Source organism: Porphyromonas somerae, assembly GCF_022845615.1.
Classification (GTDB): Bacteria; Bacteroidota; Bacteroidia; order Bacteroidales; family Porphyromonadaceae; genus Porphyromonas_A; species Porphyromonas_A somerae.
This window is the reverse complement of record NZ_AP025559.1, coordinates 2,236,184-2,252,908: the sequence shown is the minus strand read 5'-3', so window position 1 is coordinate 2,252,908 and position 16,725 is coordinate 2,236,184. Positions and strand designations below refer to the sequence as shown.

Below are 16,725 nucleotides of genomic sequence, written 5' to 3'. Positions count from 1 at the left end.
TCATGCTTCTGTCTCCCAATTGGTGGGGGCTTTGGTGTCGTAGCCTTCGTTGGCGAATAGCTCCATATCACGCTCGGCAATAGAGGCGGTGGTGGTGAGCAGTCCACCAGTGATGGCGGCGTTGATACCTATATATAGTGCTTTCTTTTGTACTTCGGTGCTAAGGAGTGCCCGTCCGCCACTGAAGCGGAGGTAAGCGGTTGGGTTCGCCAAACGGAAGATGCAGATGGCGAGTAGAATCTCGTCGGCAGAGAGGTGGGGCTGGTCCTGAAGTGGGGTGCCGGGCATCGGGTGGAGCACATTGATAGGGATGCTCTCGATGCCAAGGGAGGCGAGGAAGAGGGCAAACTCTGCTCGCTGAGCTCGGCTCTCGCCCATGCCGATGATGCCACCGCTACAACGTCGCATGCCAACTGCTTGGGCATTCTGTAGGGTCTCTATTTTCCCCGCTTGAGTATGTGTGGAGCAAAGGGTGGGAAAGTAGCTTGGGGCACTCTCCATATTGCAGTGATAGGTGGTGCAGCCGGCCTCTCGGAGCGACTGCAGTGCCTCTTTCGTTGCCAGCCCTAGGGAGGCACAAAGATGTAAGTGGCACTTTCGGTCTATCTCACGGTACATTTCGCAGTAGGTGGCTACCTCGTCACGAGTCGGCCGTTTGCCACTCGCCACAAGGCTGTACCGTTTGATGCCTACCTCTGCATTGTGCTTTGCGAGTGCCTGCACTTCCTCTGAGGGGAGCACAGGATAGCTCTCGCAATTGGTTTTGAAGTGGCCACTCTGAGTGCACCAGTGGCAATCTTCGCTGCAGCGCCCGCTCTTTACATTGATAATGGAGCAGGTGTCAAACGCATCGCCACAAAGGGCACGTGTGATCTGGTGGCACGCTTCATAAAGTTCCTCACGGGGGGTCTCTTCGACTATCCGAAGTAGCTCCTCCTGTGAGGTGATTCGTTCTCCCCCGATAATTCTTTCCGCAATATTCATCTATTTATTCTATAAAAAGAGATGGGTGCCAAGGCATATAAATAGCCTTGGCACCCATCTTTGTATTGAGTGTCTAACTAGGTAGTGCAGCAATGGTGTCGGTAGTCGCCACCACCGTAATCAACGATAGAAGCGACTCCTCCCACGGGTCGGCACCCGACTCTTCGGCTTCTTTCTGCTCCCATAGCTCCAGCCATGAGGCATTGAGTAGGCGAAGGGTGGCGGAGGATTTTGGTGCGATCCGCTCCAGCACATTGGTGCGGAGCTGACCGATATTCACCACATTCCCGACCGAGTGGAAGGCGGCAGCAGCACTCCTACTCCATCGATTGAAGTGGAGTACCCGCCTTACATTTAGTCCTTTCTGCTTATGCATTACCTACAGATTGGTTTTTACTTAGTAACTCTCTCCAGCCACTTCACCATAGAGAGCATGATGCCCATAGAGATGAGGCAGACGGCAGCGAATACTGTCCAACCTACCCAGATTGGCCACTTATTGTACATCACTGGGCCGAGCCAGATCAGTAGGTTACCAAGGGCGGTAGCGGTGAGCCACAAGCCCTGGCAGAGGCCTTGAAGGTGCTTAGGTGCCACTTTGGATACAAAGGATAGCCCTAGTGGAGAGATAAATAGCTCTGCCACGGTGAGGAAGAAATAAGTAACAATCAGTACCCAAGGACCTGCCTTCATCGCCGCCTGAGTCCCAGCATCCATAGCACGGAAGTCAGTACCAGATGGGTAGCCATAGTGTACAGATACTGCGATCAAGAAGATATAGGCCAATGCCGCAATCAGCATACCATACACAATCTTCCGTGGTGTGGAGATACTCTTACCTTTTCGTGCCAATGCTCCAAAGATCGCCATAATAATTGGTGTGAGCACAATCACAAAGAAGGGGTTCACAGCCTGCCAAATCTCAGGTGGTATAGCGTCGGTCTTGATAAAGTCACGAGCAAAGATGGAGAGTGACTGACCATTTTGGTGGAATGAGAACCAGAAGAATACCGCTACTCCAAGCACTGCAAAGAGAGCGTACATACGCTGCTTGATCTCGCTTGCCATCGCTGCTTTCTCCTCGGCAGTGTAACCTTGAGTCTCAACATGTACCTTTTTAGGTGGCTCTGGGAATAGACCACGAGTGGAGATAAAGATGATGAGAGAGATGAGCATAGCCACTACTGAAGCGATAAAGGAGTAGTGTACTCCAGTATTGAATACCTCAAGGTAGGTGTGGCAGAACTCTGGTGTAGGTACAGAACCACCTACCTCTACTGTCCACTTAGCTAGGTTGGCAGTCTCCTCTACTGTCATCGCAGCATTATTGAGGACCTTATGGCAAAGCTCAGGAAGACCTGCATTGTAAAGCAGACCATTACGACCTAGCCACCAGCTACGCAGTAGTGGTGCTACGAATGGAGCGATCAAACCACCGATGTTGATAAATACGTAGAATATCTGGAAGCCAGAGTCACGCTTTGTCTTGGCAATGCGAAGTGCCTCAGGGCCCTTCTTGGCAGCCTCTGCCTCAAGGTCGTCGTACATCTGACCTACAATTGCTTGGAGGTTACCCTTAAAGAGACCATTACCAAATGCGATCAGCAGAAGTGATACACAGGTAAATGGTAGGAGCCAGCTGATGTTGTCGGAGGTAGAGGTAATTGGAATGGAGAGGAGGATATATCCTAATGCCATCACAATAAGTCCTGCCATAATGACTCCCTTGTAGTTATTCTTGCGGTCGGCTAATACACCACCTACAAGGCTGAGTACGTAAATCAGGGCATAAAATACCGAGTAAATAACCCCACTCCACTGGTCGCTAATTCCAAACTTGGAGACCAGGAAGAGCAGGAGCACTGCATTCATAATGTAATACCCGAAGCGCTCACCCATATTGGAGAGGGCCGCTGGTATTAATCCTTTAGGATGATCTTTAAACATGTTGTGAAGTTTTTGTTTATCAGTGAATACTTAAGTTAATAATTATCTCGTTGTAAGGTTGTTATAGGTTGACTTCTTTGACCTCCTTCAGTCCGCCATTCATCGGGTAAAGCTCTACGGAGGTGGTGTGGCCTTTGGTATTGAAGAGCACCATATCGAGCGCCTCGAGGTTGCCCAGCTGTGCCACTGGCACCTCCTTACTCTCAAGCACCTGCCCTCGATAGGTGATGGTGGCACGCACCGTGCCAGGCACACAATAGACGATCCCCTTGGAGAGACGACGCTCTAGTCGCTTCTGCTCCTTCTCATCAAGAGGGGTTGCCTGCTCCACCACTTTTATCTCAAGGTAAATTGGTTCCCCACGAAGGTCCTCTGCCGGGAGTAGTCCCTCGCGAGTTGAGAAGCGAGCCACCACGTGACGCCCCTCTTCCGTTGCCGAAAGGTGGTCTGCTAGTTGCACGATTTCCTGCGACTGTCTCACCCCATTGAACTGTCGAGTGAAGGCTGCCTCCTCAGTATCGAGGCGCTTCACCGCTATCTCAAGGGCTTTGCCATCGGCAAAAGGTTGCTCCGACTCGCCACTCACTACTAGGTCACGACTCTCCCGAATGCGGTAGATGTTATCGGCCAATACCTTCGCCTTTGCGGCTGCTGTAGTGGCTTGGATATACTCTAGTGGAAACCTCACCTCAGGCAGCTCCGCCCATCTCAGTTCGTTGCTACGTATGTCGAGAGGGGTAGGGAGGGTTACCTCCTCTTGCAGGTTGATTCCCACCAACACCCCATCCTCCGTCAGCGATACATTGGTGGCGGTGCTATTCTTTCGGAAGTCAATGGAGAAGCGTTGCTCCTCATCGGCCACTCCTCTTGTCCCCACCTCAATACTCTTGAGCTGGTATTTAAGTGCCGGCTCTAATACCGCATTGGTAGTGCCCAGATACCGCTCCGCATAGAGTGAAAGCTCCCCAGGGATCTCCTTCGTTACCTCCGACGTTACTTGTAGATAGAGAATCGTTTGCGGAAGAGCATAGACTACTCGGTTATCATTGAGCGCTCCCACACTGTACCGCTCCACCTTCTGTGCCGTAGCACAGCCGTAAGAGGTGAGGAGTGCTACCAGCAGGTAGAGTAGCTTGTAAGTCTTATATTGTTTCATCTAGCTTTGCTTTGACCCTAATTTTAAGTTTACCGACAAATCTACTAAAAACTTTTGAGACCGCGTCGGTACTGCCCAGATTTAGGGGCTTTATCAGAGGGGGGACTTTCTCGGACGAGGGGGTACCTTTCTCGGACAGGGGGATGCCTTTCTCGGACGAGTCGGACAGGTCGGACAAGTCGGACGAGTCGGACGCCCAGCTAGCCACCGCAACTAACCCCGCAGCTAGCCCACAGCAGGTGGCGGTGTCCGACCTGTCTGACCTGTCCGACTCGTCCGACTTGTCCGAGAAAGGCACCCCCGCAAGGCACCTCCGCAAGCCACCAAAAAATAGGCTACAGGGTCTTGTGACCCTGTAGCCTATAGCTCTCTTATTTAGTATCTATTACTTACGCTCCTTGTGCTTCTCCAGTTGCCTTTCGAGTGCTTCACACGCCTCTACCACTGCCTCCTCAAAGCTATCGGCCTGCTTCTCACTAAAGAGGTCTGGCCCCTTGATTGCGAGGGTGATTCGAGCCTTCTTATTATTTGCCTGCTCAGGCTTCTCCAGTGTGAGGACGATCTCTGCATCGATGATCTCGGCATAGAATCGCTCTAGCTTGGCGACACGCTTCTCTACAAACTCCTGCAACTTCTCTGTCATGTCAAAGTTGACTGCCTGTACCTTCGTCTTCATGGTTTGTTCTCCTTTCTTTACTAGACTCCCTACTTCTAGGGTGTGCGTTATACATTTTACGAAGCTCCTCAAAAGTGGTGTGTGTGTAGACTGCTGTGCTAGAGATAGAGTCGTGTCCTAGTAGCTCCTTGACGCTCATCAGGTCCGCCCCATTATTGAGCATCGCTGTGGCAAAACTGTGCCGTAGGATATGCGGGCTTTTCCGTGAGTATTGTGGCAGTGGGGCCAGTGCCTCCTTCACCACTTTGTATACATAATCCGCCTTGGCTGGCTTGCCCTCGTCATTGAGTAAAAAGACCTCTGTCTCCACCTTTGGACTTCTGTACCCCAAATATAAATCTATTTTCTGACAAATCAAAGGACCAAGCGGTATAATTCGCTCTTTATTCCGTTTTCCGAGTACCTTTAGCTCCCCTTTAGTGGTATCTATATCCTCCAAATGCAGTCCCAATAGCTCCGCCCGACGCATTCCTGTTTGGAAAAGTAGGTCCACTACAAAGGCCCGCTGCCACGCTACCCGTTTCCCTTCACTAGTCGGCTCCTCCTCCGCCTCCTTGTAGAGCCGTTCGATATGGCGAGTGAGCAGATCGGCATTGACAAAAGTGGGGAGATACTGCCCATCCTTAGGCACCTGTACCGCCTTGAATGGGTTGTGCTCCACCTTTTCGATCTTCATCAGATAGCCGTAGAGACTTCTGAGTGCCGATAGCCGTCGCTTCACACTACGAGTGGCGTCGGGCGTCTCCATCAGTTTTATGAGCGATTTCCTTGCCCGTCGGGTATCCACCGAACACAAAAACTGCTCCAGTGCCTCCCCCTCCAATTCATTGCACCCCTCCAGCGTGAGCCAGTGCTCTATATCGGTGAGGTAGGCGACAATCGAGAGCTCCGACATCCCTCGCTCATACTGCAGATATCTCCTGTATCGTTCGAGTATTCCATCCATCATAGCCCAAAGTTACACTTTTTTGGTAAATTTGTGTGCCTATAGTGATTAATACTGATCAAATATAAATAACATACGAACAACTAAAACTAAAGCATTATGCAACTACTTGAGAAGATTGTGGCCAATGCCAAAGCGGCAAAGCGTCGCATCGTATTGCCAGAAGGGTTAGAGGAGCGCACACTACGTGCTGCCGATAGGATTTTAGCCGAAGGGGTAGCCGACCTTATCCTGATCGGTAATCCAGATGAGATTAAAGCGAAAGCCAAGGAGCTAGGGCTCACACACATCGCTACAGGGGCTACCCTCGTTTGCCCCAAGGGCAATCCCGATAAGGAGAAGTATGCCAATATCCTTTATGAGCTTCGTAAGAAGAAGGGGATGACCCTAGAGGAGGCAACTGCTCTAGCCGAGAATCCACTATACCTCGCTTGCCTTATGATCAAGGCGGGTGATGCCGATGGTGAGGTGGCAGGTGCCCAAAACACTACTGGCAACGTACTTCGTCCAGCCCTTCAGATCATCAAGACCGCCCCTGGTATCAAGGTGGTGAGCGGTGCCTTTATCCTACTCACCAAGGCGTCTCAATATGGTGCAGATGGTACTCTCGTCTTTGGCGACTGCGCCGTGATGCCTGCCCCAACTGCTGAGGAACTAGCTCAGATTGCCGTCTCTAGTGCCGAAACGGCTAAGACTTTAGTGGGCATTGAGCCAAAGGTGGCGATGCTCAGCTTCAGCACTAAGGGAAGTGCTAAGCATGAGAATGTAGATAAGGTGACAGAGGCTACTCGACTAGCTCAGGAGCTCGCTCCCGAGCTCGCTATTGATGGTGAGCTGCAGGCCGATGCTGCCCTTGACCTCAAGACCGGTAGCAGCAAGGCACCAGGTAGCAAGGTGGCAGGTCATGCCAACGTGCTTATCTTCCCCGACCTTCAGTCGGGCAATATCGGCTACAAGCTGGTACAGCGTCTAGGTGGTGCCGAAGCGATTGGCCCTATCCTCCAAGGTATCGCCATGCCTGTCAACGACCTTAGCCGTGGCTGCTCCGTAGAGGACGTATATCACATGGTAGCCATCACCAGCAATCAGGCAACTGCCGCATTGAATAATAAGTAAACGAGAAAGAAATAGATAGATTATGAAGATATTAGTGCTAAACTGCGGGAGCTCATCGGTAAAGTATAAGCTCTACAATATGCAGAATGAGTCGGAGATTACCAGTGGTGGTGTAGAGAAGATCGGATTGCCCGACTCTTTCCTAAAGTTCAAGACCTCCGATGGTGAGAAGGTAGTCATTGAGCACAATATGCCTACCCAAAAGGAGGCGGTGGAGCTGATCCTTGATACCCTGATCAATCCTAAGTATAGCTTCATCAAGAGCTACGAGGAGATCGGCGCGGTAGGACACCGCGTGGTACATGGTGGTGAGAGATTCAGCGAGAGCGTATTGATCAATGACGAAGTGCTTAAGGCAGTTGATGAGATCAGCGTATTGGCACCTCTCCATAACCCTGCCAACCTCAAGGGAGTGGATGCTATCACCAAGCTCCTTCCAAACGTAAAGCAGGTAGCTGTATTTGATACCGCCTTCCACCAGAGTATGGAGCCAGAGGCCTATATGTATGCCCTTCCTTACCGTATGTATAGCGATCTCAAGGTACGTCGCTACGGCTTCCACGGTACTAGCCACCGCTATGTGAGCCAGCGCGCTTGTGAGATTTTAGGCCTCGACTACCACAAAGCAAAGCTCATCACCTGCCACATTGGTAATGGTGGTTCCGTTACTGCTATCAAGGGCGGTAAGGTACTCGATACCTCTATGGGATTGACCCCTACCGAAGGCTTGATGATGGGTACTCGTACTGGTGATGTGGATCCAGGAGCACTCGTATTCATTATGGAGCAAGAGGGGCTAGATGCCAAGGGATTGAGCCAATTGATCAATAAGGAGTCGGGCGTTGCCGGCTTCTCAGGCATCTCTAGCGATATGCGCGACTTGGAGAAGGCCATCTCCGAGGGCAATGAGCGTGCAAAGCTTACCCTAGCTATGTACGACCACCGTATCAAGAAGTACGTGGGAGCTTATCTCGCACTACTCGACGGAGCAGATGCCATCATATTCACTGGTGGTGTAGGTGAGAACCAAGCTAGCACCCGCGAGTATGTATGTGACCACATGGAGTATGCTGGCATTGAGATCGATAAGGAGCTCAATAACAGTGTAAGAGCTAAGGAGGTAGTCCTCTCTACCGACCGTAGCAAGGTGAAGGTACTCATCGTGCCTACCGACGAGGAGCTACTGATCGCTCGCGATACTCTCGCCCTTGTGAAGTAAGATACTCCTTATATAATATATATGAGTAGCCCCCTCGGAAAACCGAGGGGGCTATTTTTAAAGGATATCCCATGAGCTCCATAGTGTCCGAGCCGTCTGATAAAGTACCTTATCGGACAAGTCGGACAAGTTGGCAAGTCGGACGATTCGGACAAGTTGGCAAGTGCTTCACTTGATTTCTCCCTATACTCTCGACCCATTTGCCGACCTGTCCGACTTGTCTGCCCTGTCCGATAAGGTTCTGGCAGAGAGGCACCATGCTTATTTGGCGAGGGCTTGGCGCTGTAGTTTGAGGGCTTTTTGGATCATCTCTCGCTGGAGCTGCGGAGAGTGGTTGGCTTGTAGACGAGGGATGTACTCTGCCTCGAGGGCTTCTAATTGCTGTGCGAGGCCAGTGCCATCGGGTCGGTAGATGAGCGGCATATAGAGGTAACGACTCTCCTCTACCGTACGAAGTGGGTAGAGCTTCTCCCGCTTCAGCTGTTTGGCAAGAGAGGCGATGGTCTCCCTGCCAGAAGTAGCCCTCTGAAGCTCAGTGGGGATTTCGTTGGTGGTCCAAATGGGAATGAGTGGCGAGAGGTAGGGCTGGCCGATCTCCACCCATGAGGTGGTTAGCTCAGGGTTTTCCCCTTGGGCTACCCCCTCTACCAGAATCATCGAACTGGTATCATAGCGGGCAATGAGGTCGTCGGAATCAACAAATCCACTGCGGCTAGGGAGCTGCCCCTCTTCTGCCAGTGCTCGATAGTCTATCTCCATCAGACCGTGGTACATAGAGCGGCTCAAGCGACTGCCAAGGAGCTCTACAGTCACCTCTCCCGGCTTTAGGTGGGTGAATAGATTGGCCGCACAGCGGAGGCGGACATATCCATACCCCTCGTCTTCGGTGCCGGTGTAGGAAAAGTTGGTGCGAAGAACGTACCCCTCAGGAGCCTCATTGGCATCAAACTTGGTCCAAGTCTCATTATTCACTTCGTAAAACGCTGCACCCCCTTCGGCGTCAATGACTCCAAAATGGGCCGCCAATCCCATAGGTCGGGGGAGGGCATTGAGGAGTGCTTCAAACTCTGTGAGGTTGCGACACTCGGCGAGGGCACGCTTCATCAGCACGCCTTCCTGATCAATGTAATCGCCAGTATAGCCGTGGTTGACATTGAAGGAGGCACTATTCATAATGGCAAAGCCGTGGCTATTGTGTCCACCCCACACCTGTAGGCCAAGGGTGTCGGAGTCGTTGACCAAACCGACATAGTAGCCGAGGGGGCTTTCGAAGCGTTGCATATGATTGTCGTACGCTTCTGTGTCACGGAGTTTCCAGATCATTGGTCGCCCATTCTTGGTGAAGCGACCTGATAGCACAGCAGTGGTGCAGGCGATGGCTTGTGTGGTAGCCAAAAGCAATAGCAGTGTGGTGAGTAGTTTTTTCATAGTGTTATGCATTAATGGGTGAGTAATTCTCCAATGACGTAGTTGCTTCCACCCACAAAGAGGGTCTCTGCACCTAGCTCCTTAGCTCTCTGGATCGCCACTTTGTACGCCTCGTGTATGTCGGGAATCACCTCGCTATGGGTGACACCGACTGCCTTGGCAAGAGCTTGTAGCTCTGTGGCAGGAAGGGCTCGTGGCGTGTGGGCTTGGCAGAAGATATAGTGAGCTTCCAAAGGAAATTGGGTTACCACGTGGGGCACATCTTTATCGCCCGCCATACCGATGAGCATCACGAGACCGCCCTCCTTTTGCCACTGTTGTAGGGTGGGGGCAAGGTGTTGCCAGGCATCGGGATTGTGCCCTGTATCAATGACGATGGTGGGGTTGATCTGCTGAATCACTTCCAATCGCCCCCTCAGTCCGTAGTGACTTAATCTCTGCAACCCCTGGTGCAAGGCGGTATCCTCAATCTCATATCCTTTGGTGCGGAGTAGTAGCAGCACCTGTAGCACACCCCCAAGGTTTTCGATCTGATATTCCCCTTCTAGCGGGAGTGTGAAGGTACCGAAGTGGGCGGTGGTCACCTTGTACCCAATCTTAAGTGATTGGTACATCAATATCTCCTCCTCTCGGTCGGCGAGGGTGAGGGGTGCCTGTAGCTCTTTGGCCTTAGCCACCACCACGTCGGTCACCTCTTTCTCAGAGCTTCGGCTCAGCACTACAGGGGTGTGTGGCTTGATGATGCCCGCCTTTTCGCCAGCAATAAGGGGTAGGGTATTGCCGAGGTATTGGGCGTGGTCCATGCTCACATTGGTGATGAGACTGACCAAGGGCTGTATCACGTTGGTGCTATCCAATCGACCGCCCATACCCACCTCTATCACGGCGATATCTACCTGCTCTTTCGCAAAGTAGGCGAAGGCAAGAGCGGTGGTGAGCTCAAAGAAAGTGGGGGATAGCTCTGGTGGCATCTTCTGCCGTATCATCTCTACAAATTGGACGACAAACTCCTCCGATACCATCTCCCCATTGATGCGAATTCGCTCACGGAAGTCGACGAGGTGGGGGGAGGTGAATAGCCCCACCCGAAGGCCACTCTCCGCAAGGGTAGCTGCCAACATAGTGCTGCTGGAGCCTTTGCCATTGGAGCCGGCAATGTGGAGGGTGGTGAGTTGCTTATGGGGAGAGCCACAGAGCTGTAGTAGGGTCTCAACTCGCTCTAGTCCCGGTTTATAGCCCGAAGCTCCTTCCTTTTCAAACTGTGGTAATTGCGAAAATAGATATTCTGTTGTCTCTTGATAGGTCATCTCTCTATTCCTCTATAGGGTAATACTTTATTCCTCACAAAGATAACTATTTTCCAGATTTGTAGAGGTGCCCTACCAGTGGTGTTTTTTTATCGGACAAGTCGGACAGGGCGGACAGGTCGGACGAGTCAGAGAATGGAGTCTAGGGTAATCTTCGTCCGAGAAAGGTGTTCGTGCAAAGGGATACGAAAGAAGCACCCGCTGGGGTGCTTCTTTTGTATTGCTCTAGGGGGGGTTAGTAAAGGTCGAGCATCATTTTCACTTCGTTCTCATAATTGGGCACCCTTACCTTATGGTATCTAGAGAAAGAGGGGCTCAGGATTACTAGGTACATATCGCTCACCTCAATGCCGTAGTTGCGTTTTAGTATCTCAGCGTAGAGGTTTTGCTGGAGTGCAGCGTGGATAAATGGGGTGTCATCGAGGTGGCTTATCACGCCATGCCCTTTTTGCCGGAAGTTACTCCGATTGGGCTGAAAGTGTCCGTCTACTTCACGCCCCATGCGTCGGCTCCGTTTCCAATCGTACATTGTATAGGATCCATCCATCTCCTGTACCAATAGGTCGAGCGTCCCTGCTAGCCAATGCTTATCGTCGTAGATCATCCATTCGGTGCGGAAAGGGTCTAAGCGGTGGTCACGGACAAATTGATTGAAGTACTCCATCTCCTTTTCAATGCTATAGGCCCGCCCTATACCGCCCTCTTCAGGTGCTAAGTCCATACTACTCTCGGGAATCTCGCCCAAGAAGCTTTGCTCTATCTGAGTATGCAGAAAGGTGCCCAAGTTGCGTGCGACATAACCTTTACTATCCTGCTCCTGCTTTTTTTGCTCCTTCTGCAGTTCGGTAAGCTTATCATCGCGATTAATCCAGAAGTAAGGGTCATAGGGGTCGAAAAAGGAGGCAATGAACGAGGTGACCGATGTGAGAGGCTCAATCCTCCCGATATGTGTGTAGGTGTGACTATCTGCATCAAACCGGAGATCTCCATCTCTCTCAAATGCATTTCTTTGATTGTAATTCATATCCTTATTTCTCCTTTATACCTGTTCTCTATACTCTGCCTAGAGTGGGTTATTCGTCCTCTTCGTTGCTTTCTTTCACTACAAATGGGCGCTGTAGACTTTGCTTGAGTGAGATAAGTGTCTCGGTAGAGACCACCCCTTCGATCTGCTGTAATTGATCATTAAGGATGTGCATCAGGTGGTCATTATCTCTTGCGTATAGCTTAATGAGCATAGTGTACGGCCCTGTGGTGTAGTGTATCTCCACCACCTCCGAGATCTGCTCCACTTGCTTCACTACCGTGTTGTAGAGTGATCCTCTTTCTAGCACGATTCCTACGTACGTGAGGGTCTTGTATCCGAGCGCGTTGTAATTGATGCAGCTTCGTGACCCCTGTAGGATACCGCTACCAATAAGTCTCTGGATACGCTGGTGTATGGCTGCTCTGGATAGATCACACGCCTCTGCAATATCCATGTAGGGTCTGCGTGCATCTTCAGAGAGCATGTTGATAATCTTGATATCAATCTCATCTATCTTCTTCATACCGGTATTATTAAAATGTACGTGCTTGCTAGTGAATTGGACAAAGTGTTTCAGTTCTTCCGACAAAGATAACAAAAAACAAGTCAATTCACAGCACCCAACCGATCTTGTTTGTTAAGGAAGCTGTCGATAGTGATAGATAGTGCTGATGTTGTAGGTACGATGTAGATGATAGAGAGCTAGTGACTTTACTGGTAGCGTCTCCTCTTTGCCCAACATCGGTAGCTGATACATCTTGGTCCGATTCTCTACTGCCGGTCCGGTCCTCCCTTGATCCAACCACGAAAGATAGAGCTTCCGCGTATAGGGGTCTGCACCGATCGTGAGGAAGTAGCCTTGGCGACTATCATACTCGGTACGGCTACCAATCCTAAAATAGAGCTCCGCCTCGGGGGATTGCTCAGAGGAGTTATCTAGCTTCAGTGGGATGCGGTATAAGCTACGCATCTTTGCATCGGAGCCTGTGACAGTAGTGAAGTAGAGGTACCCTTCCTTTGTATCATAATAGCTCCCTCGACCAATCGATGGGGAGGTCCAAAAGGTAGCAACCACCTTCGACTCCTTGAGGGAGAAAAGGAAGTTCCGCCCATCATTATCGGTAAGCACACGGTAGTCTCCAGCAGCGTTATCGGCTCTGATACCTCCTTTCGAAGCGATTGGTATCGACTTTGCCTTTTCGGATCCATTGCTAAATAGGTAGATATTAGGGTCGTCTCTCAAGACGAAGTACGCCTTATCTTCGTATGAAAAAGCAGACCGCAAATAGTTAGAGGAAAGCCCCTGAAGGGGAATCATCTCCTCACTATCAACTCTATTGAGGTAACGGTGTCGACGGGAGTTTATGGCAAAGTAGGTGTTGCCAGCATTGGTGGTACAAGAGCCAGTGACCCATTCGTTGAACTCCTTTGAAGGGAGGATGATAGGGATACTCTTCACCAGGCTAAGGTCGCTCCGTCGGAGGATGGTGAGCCGTGAGGTATGTGGTCCATACTTCCCCTCGGTAAAGTCGTACTTTGTCATCAGTGCAAAGTATTTAGACGAGGCGGAGAGGTCCATCTCGCAACAAACGGCCAATGCGGGTACCTCCTTGATCAGCTCCTGATAAATGTCGCGATCAAGGAGCTTCCCATCGCGGTCCATCAATCGCAAACTAGGCAGCTCCGATACGCCATCAGGGATATTATAGATGATCGAGGAGAGCCCTGCCTCGCAGAGGAGCATGTAGCCCTCATACCCTATCAGTGGGCGGGTGGGCTGATCCTCCTTGGGCTTTGGCGTAGGCTTCTCTGGCTCCTCCTGAGGGTTGGGCTTAGGGGGCAAAGGGCTTGGAGCTTCCCCACTGCCACATGCGACAGCGAGAAAGCTCCAAGCTATGAAACTTAGAAATGTATACCGAGACATATTATTTCTTTGCTTCTACCACAAAGATATCCTTATGCCACTTGTTTCCTACACCTCCGTAGGCCTCCACTGCATCTGCAGGCACTACTAGTCGTGGGCTTTTGCTCTTCAGGTCATCGCTAAAGCCTTGTGGTGTAACCGTTGGAGGGGTCTTACCCAATTCGAGCAGCTTAATATTCACTTGGTAGCCGAATCCATTGTCATCGATCTTCGTGACACTTGGTAGAATGACGGTGGACAACTGTCCATTCCACCTTGCATTGAAGCCATCCACAGGCACCTCTTTGAGTAGTGGGAAGTTGATCTCCTTGAGCTTAGATGCCGACTTAAAGGCACCTGCACCAATCTCCTCTAGGAGTGGAGCTTCAAACTTCACTAGAGCACTACAGCCATCGAGCCCACTTCGCCCAATCTTCTTGAGCTTAGGGAAGATCGCAGTAGTAGTCTGTCTCGCACCAGCCATTCCCTTCTCTTGAATCTCCACAACACCCGTACCGATGATCTCCTTGATACGAGGTCTATTATTAAAGGCGTTGATCTTTATCACGGTCACGTAAGGTGGAAGCTCTAGCTTCTCTACAGAGACAAAACTAGAGATCTTTGTCAGTACATTCCCCTCAATTGTAATTCCCTCAGGTAGTGGATAAACATCCTTGCCGTTGATAGTAGAGAATTGGTGGGTCTTGGCAAACTCAATGTATTCATCGGCTTTCTCCTCTGGAACAATGAGCGCCTTGCTCATAGGCGTGTCGGCAAAGGCATCCTCTGCCACCTCTGGGATCGTTGCCCCTAGCTCTACCTCTACAAGCTCCGTAGCCCCCTTGAAGGCACTGGCCTCTATCTTAGTGATAGATGGTGCGTGCACTTTCTTTAGCACCTCTTGCGAAGCAAATACCTCCTTGCCAATCGTGGTAGCTGTCTCTGGAAGGGTGATCTCCTCCTGAAGCAGATAGGCAGGGTAAAGGGTCAAGACGCCCTCAGTCACTGTGATTTGTGGAATCTTTACCCCATTGATTGAGATAAAGTGGTGGGTATGAGCTAGGAGATAGTATTGCTCCTCCTTACCTTCGGGTACAAATAGCTCCTTCTCCTCGCTTGTCTCGGCAAAAGCATCTTCAGCAATCACGGGGATAGCCTCTCCAATGGTGAGCTTTAGAAGTCCCGAGCCAGCAAATGCCTTTGGCCCAATCTTCTGCAGGCGCTTACCAGTGATTTGCTTAAGTCCCTTATACCCAGCAAAGACTTCCGCATCCACTTCAGTGATGCGCTTCAGATCCACGATGCCATCCTTTGGTAGCTCGTTTTCTGGATATACTTTTAAGATACTGTAGGTGTTTTCTACCTCTATTTTACTCTCCTTGTACTTAGGAGTTTGGTCTTCGCCAAAGCAAGAGGTGAGGCCCAACATCAGTCCCAGTGAAAGGGATGTTGTAAGGATGATCTTTTTCATTTTGTCTATTGTAATGATGATTATTGAATGATGGCTGTTGCACGAGGTTGATTGCCTTCGTGCAACAGCCATTATTTTACTTTAGATTGTCAAAGCCGTAGCCTTCCTGCTGAGGGAGTAGGTGCTTTAGTGTCTTTGGAAAGGCAAGGTATGCCTCTGCCACAGAGCCAGTGAGGCGGTTGCCCGAAACTACATAGATAGTGTAGTCGCCACCCTTCTTTTGCACCCTCTCTGGGAGCTGACCCGAAAGGTTGTTGTTGCTAAGGTCTACCCAGAAAAGCTCTGGTTGCTCTGCACCTGCTAGCCCGCTAGGGATAGTTCCCGATAGTCGGTTGCTGCCAAGGTATAGAGTGTGTAGATTGCGAAGCTTGGTGAGGCTTGTTGGAATTTCTCCAGTGAGCTCATTACGCTCTAGGCTTAGCTGTAGCAGATGCTCGAGCTGACCAAGTGAGCTTGGAATCTCTCCTGATAGGCGGTTGTTGCTCATCCAAAGCTCCTTAAGGCTGGTGAGTTGGCCGATGCTAGCAGGGATATTGCCAGTAAAGTGGTTGTCGCCAAGTGATAGATACTCGAGCTGACCAAGCGAACCAAGACTCTCAGGAAGTACCCCACTAAAGTTACAGCCATAGAGAGCTAGGTACTTAAGGTTGGCAAGGTCGCCGACACTGCTAGGTAGCTCGCCACTCAGGTTTTGGTGAGAGAGATCCAGCACTGTAAGTGACTTAAGGGCACCAATGGTCTTAGGTAGCTCACCAGTAAGTCGATAGTTATTAGGCTTGTGATCCTTGGCACTCTCCATATTGCCGTCCCATGTGCAAGTAAGCTCGTATGGGCTAGTGCGTAGGTCGAGGGTATCTAGCTGTGAGAGTTGTCCAATCTTATCAGAAAGGAGACCTGTCAGCGAGGTGTACCCAAGACGCAATGAGCGGAGCGACTGTAGGTCGTAGATGCCATCAGTGATCTCTCCTTTAATTCCACTATTATATTGTAGGTGGAGGGCTTTGAGGGCGGTGAGCTTGCCGATGCTTTGTGGAAGCTCGCCTTGAAGGTTGTTAGCTCCTAAGTAGAGAGCTACCACACGTGGTTGCCCCGCTACCTCTGCTACAGAGACACCTTCCCACTCAGCTACTGGAATCTCAGATAGCCAGCCACTGCTCTTAAACCACTCCTCACCACCAAGGGCTTGGTATAGGTCAATAAGTGCTAGTCGGTCACTCTCAAGAGAACCGACAATAGTAGCGTCGTTGGCCACAAGAGTGGTATTGCTGCTGTTAAGTGCCACAGGAGCATCAAGTGCACTGTTCTTGCAAGAAGAAAGACCTCCGATTAAGAGGATGGCTAATGATGCAAGAATCATTGGTGCAAGTTTTTTAGTATTCATACGTTTATAGTTATTAAATGGATAATTACCGTTTGGGATGAGAGTTTGCTTCATTTGGGGAAGCCCCCTCATCACTGCGTGCAAAGATACTATTTTCCTCCTACTTATCCAAGTAATTATACGGCTTCAATCCTGGGTTACGCATTAGAAAGATCTTATCATGA

The 16,725-nt window shown here is 50.5% G+C and carries 16 protein-coding genes; 3 read left to right on the top strand and 13 right to left on the bottom strand.

Annotated elements, in window-relative coordinates:
* From bioB to MWL85_RS09565, 4 genes are all read right to left on the bottom strand, one after another.
* Positions 1–984 (bottom strand): biotin synthase BioB, encoded by a 984-nt coding sequence (gene bioB / locus MWL85_RS09580; RefSeq protein WP_244400535.1) that lies wholly within the window; start codon positions 982–984, stop codon positions 1–3.
* 73 nt (positions 985–1,057) lie between these two features.
* Positions 1,058–1,360 carry a hypothetical protein gene (locus MWL85_RS09575; protein ID WP_018028711.1) on the bottom strand — a complete coding sequence of 101 codons (303 nt, stop codon included), beginning with the start codon at positions 1,358–1,360 and terminating at the stop codon, positions 1,058–1,060.
* Positions 1,361–1,377: 17 nt separating this feature from the next.
* Entirely contained in the window at positions 1,378–2,931 is a 1,554-nt protein-coding gene (locus MWL85_RS09570; RefSeq protein WP_021903433.1) for a peptide MFS transporter, read from the bottom strand.
* A gap of 61 nt (positions 2,932–2,992) precedes the next feature.
* On the bottom strand, positions 2,993–4,087 hold the full coding sequence (locus MWL85_RS09565) for a DUF4831 family protein (protein WP_244400534.1): 1,095 nt from the start codon (positions 4,085–4,087) through the stop codon (positions 2,993–2,995).
* Positions 4,088–4,230: 143 nt separating this feature from the next.
* Between MWL85_RS09565 and MWL85_RS09560 the strand changes: the two genes are divergently transcribed.
* Positions 4,231–4,446: a hypothetical protein gene (locus tag MWL85_RS09560; protein ID WP_244400533.1), complete on the top strand. Its 216-nt coding sequence runs from the start codon at positions 4,231–4,233 to the stop codon at positions 4,444–4,446.
* A 26-nt stretch (positions 4,447–4,472) separates the two neighbouring features.
* On the opposite strand, the gene hpf is transcribed toward MWL85_RS09560, so the two are convergent.
* Positions 4,473–4,763: a ribosome hibernation-promoting factor, HPF/YfiA family gene (hpf, locus tag MWL85_RS09555; protein ID WP_021903431.1), complete on the bottom strand. Its 291-nt coding sequence runs from the start codon at positions 4,761–4,763 to the stop codon at positions 4,473–4,475.
* Positions 4,732–5,712: a tyrosine-type recombinase/integrase gene (locus MWL85_RS09550; protein ID WP_083317573.1), complete on the bottom strand. Its 981-nt coding sequence runs from the start codon at positions 5,710–5,712 to the stop codon at positions 4,732–4,734. The genes hpf and MWL85_RS09550 overlap by 32 nt, the downstream gene beginning before the upstream one ends.
* A gap of 96 nt (positions 5,713–5,808) precedes the next feature.
* Between MWL85_RS09550 and pta the strand changes: the two genes are divergently transcribed.
* Together pta and MWL85_RS09540 are read left to right on the top strand one after the other, a co-directional pair.
* Positions 5,809–6,825: a phosphate acetyltransferase gene (gene pta, locus MWL85_RS09545; protein ID WP_018028716.1), complete on the top strand. Its 1,017-nt coding sequence runs from the start codon at positions 5,809–5,811 to the stop codon at positions 6,823–6,825.
* A gap of 22 nt (positions 6,826–6,847) precedes the next feature.
* Positions 6,848–8,044 (top strand): acetate/propionate family kinase, encoded by a 1,197-nt coding sequence (locus MWL85_RS09540; protein ID WP_021903428.1) that lies wholly within the window; start codon positions 6,848–6,850, stop codon positions 8,042–8,044.
* Positions 8,045–8,305: 261 nt separating this feature from the next.
* Here MWL85_RS09540 and MWL85_RS09535 read toward each other — a convergent pair whose 3' ends face one another.
* The 7 genes from MWL85_RS09535 to MWL85_RS09505 all read right to left on the bottom strand — a co-directional run bounded on the left by MWL85_RS09535 (position 8,306) and on the right by MWL85_RS09505 (position 16,561).
* Positions 8,306–9,472, bottom strand: coding sequence for a carcinine hydrolase/isopenicillin-N N-acyltransferase family protein (locus MWL85_RS09535; protein ID WP_244400532.1), 1,167 nt, complete (start codon positions 9,470–9,472; stop codon positions 8,306–8,308).
* A gap of 11 nt (positions 9,473–9,483) precedes the next feature.
* On the bottom strand, positions 9,484–10,779 hold the full coding sequence (locus MWL85_RS09530) for a bifunctional folylpolyglutamate synthase/dihydrofolate synthase (RefSeq protein ID WP_244400531.1): 1,296 nt from the start codon (positions 10,777–10,779) through the stop codon (positions 9,484–9,486).
* 235 nt (positions 10,780–11,014) lie between these two features.
* Positions 11,015–11,803, bottom strand: coding sequence for a hypothetical protein (locus MWL85_RS09525; RefSeq protein WP_244400530.1), 789 nt, complete (start codon positions 11,801–11,803; stop codon positions 11,015–11,017).
* Between the two features lie 49 nt (positions 11,804–11,852).
* Complete coding sequence (locus MWL85_RS09520) at positions 11,853–12,329, bottom strand: Lrp/AsnC family transcriptional regulator (RefSeq protein WP_018028821.1); 477 nt, start codon at positions 12,327–12,329, stop codon at positions 11,853–11,855.
* Between the two features lie 114 nt (positions 12,330–12,443).
* Positions 12,444–13,730 carry a hypothetical protein gene (locus tag MWL85_RS09515; protein WP_244400529.1) on the bottom strand — a complete coding sequence of 429 codons (1,287 nt, stop codon included), beginning with the start codon at positions 13,728–13,730 and terminating at the stop codon, positions 12,444–12,446.
* Between the two features lies 1 nt (position 13,731).
* Positions 13,732–15,180, bottom strand: a complete 1,449-nt coding sequence (locus MWL85_RS09510) for a leucine-rich repeat protein (protein WP_244400528.1) — start codon at positions 15,178–15,180, stop codon at positions 13,732–13,734.
* Positions 15,181–15,256: 76 nt separating this feature from the next.
* Entirely contained in the window at positions 15,257–16,561 is a 1,305-nt protein-coding gene (locus MWL85_RS09505) for a leucine-rich repeat domain-containing protein (protein ID WP_244400527.1), read from the bottom strand.
* Positions 16,562–16,725 lie beyond the last annotated feature (164 nt).

Excerpts from the sequence above, each read along its gene's own strand:
- bioB (WP_244400535.1), bottom strand. The coding sequence starts at position 984 with ATGAATATTGCGGAAAGAATTATCGGGGGAGAACGAATCACCTCACAG.
- MWL85_RS09520 (WP_018028821.1), bottom strand. The coding sequence starts at position 12,329 with ATGAAGAAGATAGATGAGATTGATATCAAGATTATCAACATGCTCTCT.
- MWL85_RS09540 (WP_021903428.1), top strand. The coding sequence starts at position 6,848 with ATGAAGATATTAGTGCTAAACTGCGGGAGCTCATCGGTAAAGTATAAG.
- MWL85_RS09575 (WP_018028711.1), bottom strand. The coding sequence starts at position 1,360 with ATGCATAAGCAGAAAGGACTAAATGTAAGGCGGGTACTCCACTTCAAT.
- MWL85_RS09570 (WP_021903433.1), bottom strand. The coding sequence starts at position 2,931 with ATGTTTAAAGATCATCCTAAAGGATTAATACCAGCGGCCCTCTCCAAT.
- MWL85_RS09535 (WP_244400532.1), bottom strand. The coding sequence starts at position 9,472 with ATGAAAAAACTACTCACCACACTGCTATTGCTTTTGGCTACCACACAA.
- MWL85_RS09565 (WP_244400534.1), bottom strand. The coding sequence starts at position 4,087 with ATGAAACAATATAAGACTTACAAGCTACTCTACCTGCTGGTAGCACTC.
- pta (WP_018028716.1), top strand. The coding sequence starts at position 5,809 with ATGCAACTACTTGAGAAGATTGTGGCCAATGCCAAAGCGGCAAAGCGT.
- MWL85_RS09550 (WP_083317573.1), bottom strand. The coding sequence starts at position 5,712 with ATGATGGATGGAATACTCGAACGATACAGGAGATATCTGCAGTATGAG.
- MWL85_RS09505 (WP_244400527.1), bottom strand. The coding sequence starts at position 16,561 with ATGAATACTAAAAAACTTGCACCAATGATTCTTGCATCATTAGCCATC.
- MWL85_RS09530 (WP_244400531.1), bottom strand. The coding sequence starts at position 10,779 with ATGACCTATCAAGAGACAACAGAATATCTATTTTCGCAATTACCACAG.
- MWL85_RS09525 (WP_244400530.1), bottom strand. The coding sequence starts at position 11,803 with ATGAATTACAATCAAAGAAATGCATTTGAGAGAGATGGAGATCTCCGG.
- MWL85_RS09560 (WP_244400533.1), top strand. The coding sequence starts at position 4,231 with ATGCCTTTCTCGGACGAGTCGGACAGGTCGGACAAGTCGGACGAGTCG.
- MWL85_RS09510 (WP_244400528.1), bottom strand. The coding sequence starts at position 15,180 with ATGAAAAAGATCATCCTTACAACATCCCTTTCACTGGGACTGATGTTG.
- hpf (WP_021903431.1), bottom strand. The coding sequence starts at position 4,763 with ATGAAGACGAAGGTACAGGCAGTCAACTTTGACATGACAGAGAAGTTG.
- MWL85_RS09515 (WP_244400529.1), bottom strand. The coding sequence starts at position 13,730 with ATGTCTCGGTATACATTTCTAAGTTTCATAGCTTGGAGCTTTCTCGCT.